At 37.1% G+C, this 6,740-nt stretch carries 8 protein-coding genes; 6 read left to right on the top strand and 2 right to left on the bottom strand.

Annotated elements, in window-relative coordinates:
- Window positions 1-174: 174 nt before the first annotated feature.
- The 5 genes from rpmE to CXF72_RS11665 all read left to right on the top strand — a co-directional run bounded on the left by rpmE (window position 175) and on the right by CXF72_RS11665 (window position 2,637).
- On the top strand, window positions 175-387 hold the full coding sequence (gene rpmE, locus CXF72_RS11685) for a 50S ribosomal protein L31 (protein ID WP_011771118.1): 213 nt from the start codon (window positions 175-177) through the stop codon (window positions 385-387).
- A 395-nt stretch (window positions 388-782) separates the two neighbouring features.
- Window positions 783-1,013 (top strand): AbrB/MazE/SpoVT family DNA-binding domain-containing protein, encoded by a 231-nt coding sequence (locus CXF72_RS11680; protein WP_101039195.1) that lies wholly within the window; start codon window positions 783-785, stop codon window positions 1,011-1,013.
- On the top strand, window positions 1,010-1,345 hold the full coding sequence (gene mazF, locus CXF72_RS11675) for an endoribonuclease MazF (protein WP_101039194.1): 336 nt from the start codon (window positions 1,010-1,012) through the stop codon (window positions 1,343-1,345). The genes CXF72_RS11680 and mazF overlap by 4 nt, the downstream gene beginning before the upstream one ends.
- A 345-nt stretch (window positions 1,346-1,690) precedes the next feature.
- Window positions 1,691-2,155, top strand: a complete 465-nt coding sequence (locus CXF72_RS11670; protein WP_101039193.1) for a hypothetical protein — start codon at window positions 1,691-1,693, stop codon at window positions 2,153-2,155.
- A 146-nt stretch (window positions 2,156-2,301) separates the two neighbouring features.
- Window positions 2,302-2,637 (top strand): hypothetical protein, encoded by a 336-nt coding sequence (locus CXF72_RS11665; protein WP_157823248.1) that lies wholly within the window; start codon window positions 2,302-2,304, stop codon window positions 2,635-2,637.
- A 505-nt stretch (window positions 2,638-3,142) separates the two neighbouring features.
- On the opposite strand, the gene CXF72_RS11660 is transcribed toward CXF72_RS11665, so the two are convergent.
- Window positions 3,143-3,700 carry an EAL domain-containing protein gene (locus CXF72_RS11660; RefSeq protein ID WP_101039191.1) on the bottom strand — a complete coding sequence of 186 codons (558 nt, stop codon included), beginning with the start codon at window positions 3,698-3,700 and terminating at the stop codon, window positions 3,143-3,145.
- A gap of 1,333 nt (window positions 3,701-5,033) precedes the next feature.
- Between CXF72_RS11660 and CXF72_RS11645 the strand changes: the two genes are divergently transcribed.
- A complete protein-coding gene (locus CXF72_RS11645) occupies window positions 5,034-5,558 on the top strand; it encodes a TIGR00645 family protein (protein ID WP_101039188.1) in 525 nt (174 codons plus the stop codon).
- A gap of 352 nt (window positions 5,559-5,910) precedes the next feature.
- Here the strand turns inward: CXF72_RS11645 and CXF72_RS11640 are convergent.
- The coding region (locus tag CXF72_RS11640; RefSeq protein WP_101039187.1) for a bifunctional transcriptional activator/DNA repair enzyme AdaA at window positions 5,911-6,740 on the bottom strand (830 nt) is incomplete at its 5' end.

Here is a 6,740-nt window from a genome sequence, read left to right as displayed (position 1 = left end):
AATGGGCTGTTATTAATAAATAGTGCTGAGAATACAACTTTATAGTTGTATTTTTATTAAACATTGCTATACAATTTGCAACCTGAAATTTAACGATAAATACGTATGGTACTTTGTTGAATGAAATGATTCATTCAAGCAGAGCAGCGATGCGGCCCAATAGAGGTTTTCCAAATGAAAAATGCTATTCATCCAGAATACAAAGAAATCACAGCGACTTGTTCATGTGGTAATATAGTTACTGTTGGCTCAACAGCTGGCAAAAATTTAACACTAGATATCTGTGGCGAATGTCACCCGTTCTACACTGGTACTCAACGTGTTGTTGATACTGGCGGTCGTATCGAAAAATTCAAAAATCGTTTTGGCGCTTTGGGTAAAAAATAAACCCTATCGGTTTGTTTTCCCTGTTAAAATGAAATTAAGAAGGTGCCTGTTGGCGCCTTTTTTTGTATCTGTGATTCAGGATTTAAACATTGTAATATGCAGCACTGTTAACCGTGTTGTTGATACTGGCGGTCGTATCGAAGATCGAAGCAAAGATAAGCAAAAATCGTTTTGGCGCTTTGGGTAAAAAATAAACCCTATCGGTTTATTTTCCCTGTTAAAATGAAATTAAGAAGGTGCCCGTTGGCTAATACCGTTCACCTTAAGTGAACGGTATTAACCTAAACGGTGGCCTTTTTTGTACATAATTATTAATTAAATATGTTGACGAATATATCTATAGTATCTACATTGTGTATACTGTAGGTACGCGGTTAACTTAAAGGGGAATTTTAATGACTGTTGCAATATCAAAATGGGGTAATAGTGCTGCACTTCGCCTACCTAAAAACATATTAGAAAATTTAGCTCTGCATATTGGTGACAAAGTTAACTTAGTTCAAAAAGGTAACACGGTTGTTATTGAGCCTTGTAAACCTAGCTTGGATGAGCTTTTGGATAAAGTGACTATTAATAATAGGCATGAAGCAATGTTCACGGATAAAATAGGTAATGAGCTTCTATGAGTTTTATTCCTAATGTCGGTGATATCGTGATCGTAGATTTCAACCCGCAAGCAGGGCACGAACAGGCGGGGAATCGTCCTGCTTTGGTACTAAGCACTAAAAAATTTAATAGTGTTACAGGATTTGCTTGGTTATGCCCTGTTACAAACCAGTCTAAAGGTTATCCTTTTGAAGTTGTAATCGAAGGAAGCAAAAAAACTACTGGCGTAATATTAACAGACCAACTTAAGTCCCTTGATTGGTCTGCAAGAAATCTTCATAAAGTGGATCATGTAAATTTAGCCTGCCTTAATAACGTTAAATCAATAATATCTACAATATTAAATATTTAAATATTCCCTCCCTGCTCTGATCTATAAAAGGCTACTTAAACGGTGGATTTTTTGCATTCACTAACATCTTAACTATTACACTATAACTCCCCGGTTCACATTTTGAACTAAGTATTGAAACCCTCCGGGTTAATCTTAAAATAATCCCATAGCGACTATCTAAAGAGATCAATCAGTAGAAAGGCAATCATAAAAGGGACTTCTTAAAACCTCTCAGTGTTCGATTTTAAAGGCTTTTATTTTGGGAAATAACGGCTATTTACCATAAGCGGTATATTTCGTGCATAACAGCATATGCTAAAATAACCAGTTCTTACAAAAATTAATGGAAAGAGTTAATTTTATATGATGGCAATAACACTGAAAGGAGTTTTTGAAAAAGCAGAAAGTTCCTGCTTTTGTAAAAAATACTATTGCACTACTTGTGGAGGAATTTCTAGCTTTGTAAGAAATTTGATCGCAGAAAATAAATTTAATGATACATTGGCTAATATAGATCAATTATTATTACTGCCATCTGATTTTAAAAGAATACAAGATCATGGATTTCCTAAAGAACAACAATGCACTAACTTCGTTTTATTTATTAAAGAGATAATATCGAAAATGCCGCTAACAGAGCAAGCTTACTTAATCAGTGATTGGAAGGTTAGTGCCTCTAAATTAGATAACTTTCTTCTTGATGGGATAGGTTATTATCTTGTTCCTGAACAACATAAAACAATGTGGTTACCTCTTTTAATTGAAAGGGCGAACTATGATAAATCAATAGAAGAAACCTTACGTATTAAATATCTATACAAAAGTTAAATAACTAAGAGTTATATAATGAGCCAAATACGTCATACTGATCCACATTACTGGTATTCAAATAATAAAGAACAACGGTTATCTGCATATTGTAATGCTCCTATAACAAGCAAAAAAAAATCGATGACGCTTTTAAAACGGACGGTTTGGAATTTCTAGAAGTTGCTATTTGGAACCCTGCCATTATCTCAGGAACTAATTATCATAAATTAATGTTTGATTGTATTAGATCCTATGAAAAGGAAGCGAAAATAGAATTCAGTGAAGAAAAAAATTCAAATTTCGTTCGGAATATTGAAGATATTAATAGAATTAATATGCATTATCATGAATTCATACATGAAGCATTCGGTTGTGATGTTAACGATATAGACGAGCACAATACAAACTCAGAATGGAACTATAAAAACAGAGCTAAATACACACAAAAAGATATTGATGAAGCATTAAGAAAAAAAATGTCGAATGGTATCAATTTGTAAAAACTGATTTTTTAAGCTCCCATAATTCGGACTTAGTAATAAGCATTATTTACGTTTTATTTGGTTTTTTCTTGGGCTGGATAATTTTTTCTTAATTTGCATTTACCATAACACCCGTTATATGCATTTTTAGAGGCCACCAGATGATAGCCTCTTTTGTGTATGGCTGTAAATTTTACTAGGGCGCTACGTGCCCCTTTGCGCCTCAGCCATTAAAAATTCCGCGCTCACTTTTCCCCGTCCTTAGGGCTGGTGGATAGATTAGATCTAATGTTACCCTGCTTAAAAACGGTCAGAGCAAATCCAAACTGGTCTCTGTCTTGTTGATACCGGCGGTTCTATCGAAGCTATCGGCATAAATAAGCAAAAATAAATAGCAATAACTGGACACCCATCTAATTGACCTCAATATGAATCAGCCCAAGTTGAACGTGGTAATATTAATCGTCATTGTAATTAATGGATGTCCGCAATTTTCCAATGAAGGTTAAACAGCTTTTTGCAGTTAATTTAATATAGCAGTGCCTTTTTTAATTTCCTGCTGCTGACAATAACCAATAATCTGGGTAAGAGGCAGTGGTTTGCTGTAATAATAGCCTTGTAAATAATCACATTTTAAATAACTTAATTCATCTGCAAGCTCTTTTGTTTCAACACCTGCAGCGACCACCGAACAGTTTGGCTGGTGTCCCATAAAAATAAGTGAATTAACAGTGGATTGCTTGTTTTGTTCTTGCAGCATTAAGCTTACAAAGCTGCGGTCAATCTTAATCTGATGAATAGGTAGCTCGAGCAGCATGGAAAGAGAAGAGTGCCCTGTACCAAAATCATCAATACTGATTAAAAACCCCTGCAGAGTGAGCCTCTGCAGTACCGCTTTGGTGGTCGCCATATCATTCATTGCTGCCGTTTCAGTCACCTCTAAAACCAACTGATGGGGTAAAACTCGGTTTTGTTTAATCAGTTTATCAAGCGCTATGGATAGGTAGTCATCCTGCAGATCCAGTGCGGATAAATTAAGATGGATGCAGGCTTCAAAACCGGATTTTTTAAGTACCTGCAACTTTTAGATATTTAAGGATTATTTTCTAAGGCGATTGCCGCCCGAGTAAGTTAACTTGCTAGATACTGACTATGGTGACGCTATTATCAAAATTCATTTTCTTCAATATCTTTTCTAATTCATTTATATCGTCTTTATCTACATGCCTCATATTCAGAACATATTTTTTTTGAGCAGAAATGTAAACAATATCTTCTTCTAAGATCACACTTTTTAAACGCAAGTTATCTTCACTATTTTTGAATGAAACTGACACGTACGTTCGTGCTTATCCAGAATATCTTCATAAATTGGTGTTCTCATCAGGATCAGATTTTCTATACAAGATGGCTCTGAATCCTAGACTGCAAATGACAAAATTAAGTCGATACTATGGTCATCGATATTAGGGTCTGTTGACCTTAGAAGTACAAATTTCGCTCAATCTAAAAGTGTTCTGAGCAAGGCATGAGGAGAGCAGCATAGTTATTCTATGTAAACGACAAATAACGCAGCGCATGACGCTTTTAGATGAACCAGAAGGGCTGCATTTGTGCGCCCGATCGTATGTGTTATCGCCTGCTTATGTAGAATAACTACACAACACAAACTCTGTCTTGTATGAATAACGCACAAGTCGCTGCAAAAATACACACGAAAGGTCAACAGACCCTAATGTTTTTCCTTAAGCCTAGCTCAGGTTATCCAGTGCCAAATTGAATATGGTTAACTACTTATCGCGATCCTTCAATCTAAGTCGAGTACGGATTATCCAGATTTCGTCGAGTCTTAATGCTTTATTCTAAACCATCGTTATCTCCCCATAATAAGCCGATAGACAAAACCATGAAAAAGAATAACTGAAAGGTACTAGCTTCGAGGATGAGCTAAGTCATCACTGGCTTGGTATTTTGGGCGTTGCAATATTAATCCACCCTGTATTCGCCGCCGAATTTAATTAAATCGACTTTATCACTATGCTGATCTTTGCTTTCACGGTATAACCCTTTGTCAGGAAAGTGTTATGTATTGGAGCTGTACTACTCGTGTAGGTTATACTCGCTATATTCAGGCTGTATAATTTTCCGCTGTGTTGAAATGGCTTTAAGTACAAATTTTCTGTTAAAATTGTTCTTGGCAGGATCTTGATTTTTGGCGAAAATATAATGCATTACCACCATGCTGTTCAAAAATAAGACTCGAAAATCGAACACGCCATAATAGTTTAAAAAAACAGCACCAACGAGAGTCAAAATGGCCGCAGGTAGGCAGTTTTTAAAAATATAAGATGAAATATTTACAATGATCTGCGTCATTCAGCTAACCGTATCAATTACTTATAACAGAGAAATACATGTCGAAAAAAATTGAAATTGCATTAGAAACAACCATTTTTAAAAGTCGTTGGTTGTTAGCTCCCTTTTACGTGGGTTTAATGCTTAGCATTATATTGTTGTTTGTTAAATTTGTTCAGGAATTTTGGCATATCGCAAGTAATGTCATCTCAATGCCGGAAAGTGACGTCGTGATTGGTATTCTGGCGCTGGTTGATTTATCACTTGTGGGTAGTTTATTACTGATGATTATCTTTAGCGGCTACGAAATTTTCATCTCGAAAATTGATCTGGGTGATCATGAAGACCGTCCTGAATGGATGGGAAAAGTTAACTTTTCAGGACTCAAACTGAAAGTGATAGGCGCAATTGTTGCGATCTCGGCAATTGACCTGTTGAAAATTTTTATGAATCTTCCCGCCAGCCTTTCGGACGAGCAAGCAAATTTAGTGATGTGGAAAGTTATCATTCACTTAACCTTTGTTGTTTCAGGGCTGATCTTCGCTTACATGGATAAAGTCGCCGGCGATACTAAGAAACATTAACCATTCGCTCAAAGCTAACCCATTGGCGATTAGCCTGCAGGTAGCGCGTTTTCTTGAGCATAACGGATTGTTGCTAAGCGATTCAGAAAACCGCTATCTGTTATTGATTGGGCGTAAACCGCCCAATGTCGAGCATTCAATAACCTGTAGACGGTCATTTATTGCTAGGAAAACTGCCCAATGTCGAGCATTCAATAACCTGTAGACGGTCATTTATTGCTAGGAAAACCGCCCAATGTCGAGCATTCAATAACCTGCAGACGGTCATTTATTGCTAGGAAAACTGCCCAATGCTGAGCATTTAATAACCTGCCGAGAGGCTGAAAAAGTTAAGTGTAATAAAGTGTAAAACTTATTGCTCCCTTCTTTTTTCGTTATCTAATAATGTCCGTTTACGCTCTAATCCCCAACGATATCCCCCCAACCCTCCATCGCTTTTTAAAACGCGATGACAAGGTATCAGCACGGCAATAGTATTTTTTCCGCAAGCGGTGCCTAGCGCACGGGCGGCTTTTGGGTTGTCGACTTGTGCAGCTACTTCACCGTAGCTAAGCACATCACCTTCCTTGATGCTCAATAAAAATTGCCAGACCTTAATTTGAAAGGCAGTGCCCCTTATATCTAGAGGCAAATCAGGTCTTGGATCGCCCTGGCTTATATGTTGATCGAGCGCTTTCATCCATGCATCAAGCTCAGGTGCGTTTTGTGATGCGGATACCATGAGTTTAGCTTTAGGAAATTCTGTCCTTAACGGGAATAACAAAGTACTTTCATTATAACCAAACTGTACGGAGCAGACACCTTTCTCTGTCGCGGCCATGATCATCAAACCAAGCAGCGAATTAGGGCATGCGTAGTTGATGACTTCACCGGCACCTCTTGCCCTATAGGCTTTGGGCGTCATGCCGATATTACGATCGTACACTCGACTAATGGATCCAAACCCGGCGGAATATATTGTATCGGTTACGCCATCACCTTTTTTTAATGAATACTTGAAATGGCGCATACGAACGGTATCTTGATAGACTTGAGGTGATATGGTGAATGTTTTTTTGAATGATTTTTGTAATCTAGAAGATGATAAATCCGCAATTTGTGCTAAGTTTGGCAGCGTTATTTTTTCATCAATGGGCATTAATTTAATGGATTTGGTATTAACTTCCCTACATTGTGAACAGC

The sequence above is a fragment of the Psychromonas sp. MB-3u-54 genome, assembly GCF_002836415.1.
GTDB lineage: Bacteria > Pseudomonadota > Gammaproteobacteria > Enterobacterales > Psychromonadaceae > Psychromonas.
Note: the sequence above shows the minus strand (reverse complement) of the source record. Positions and strands in the feature narration are given on the sequence as shown.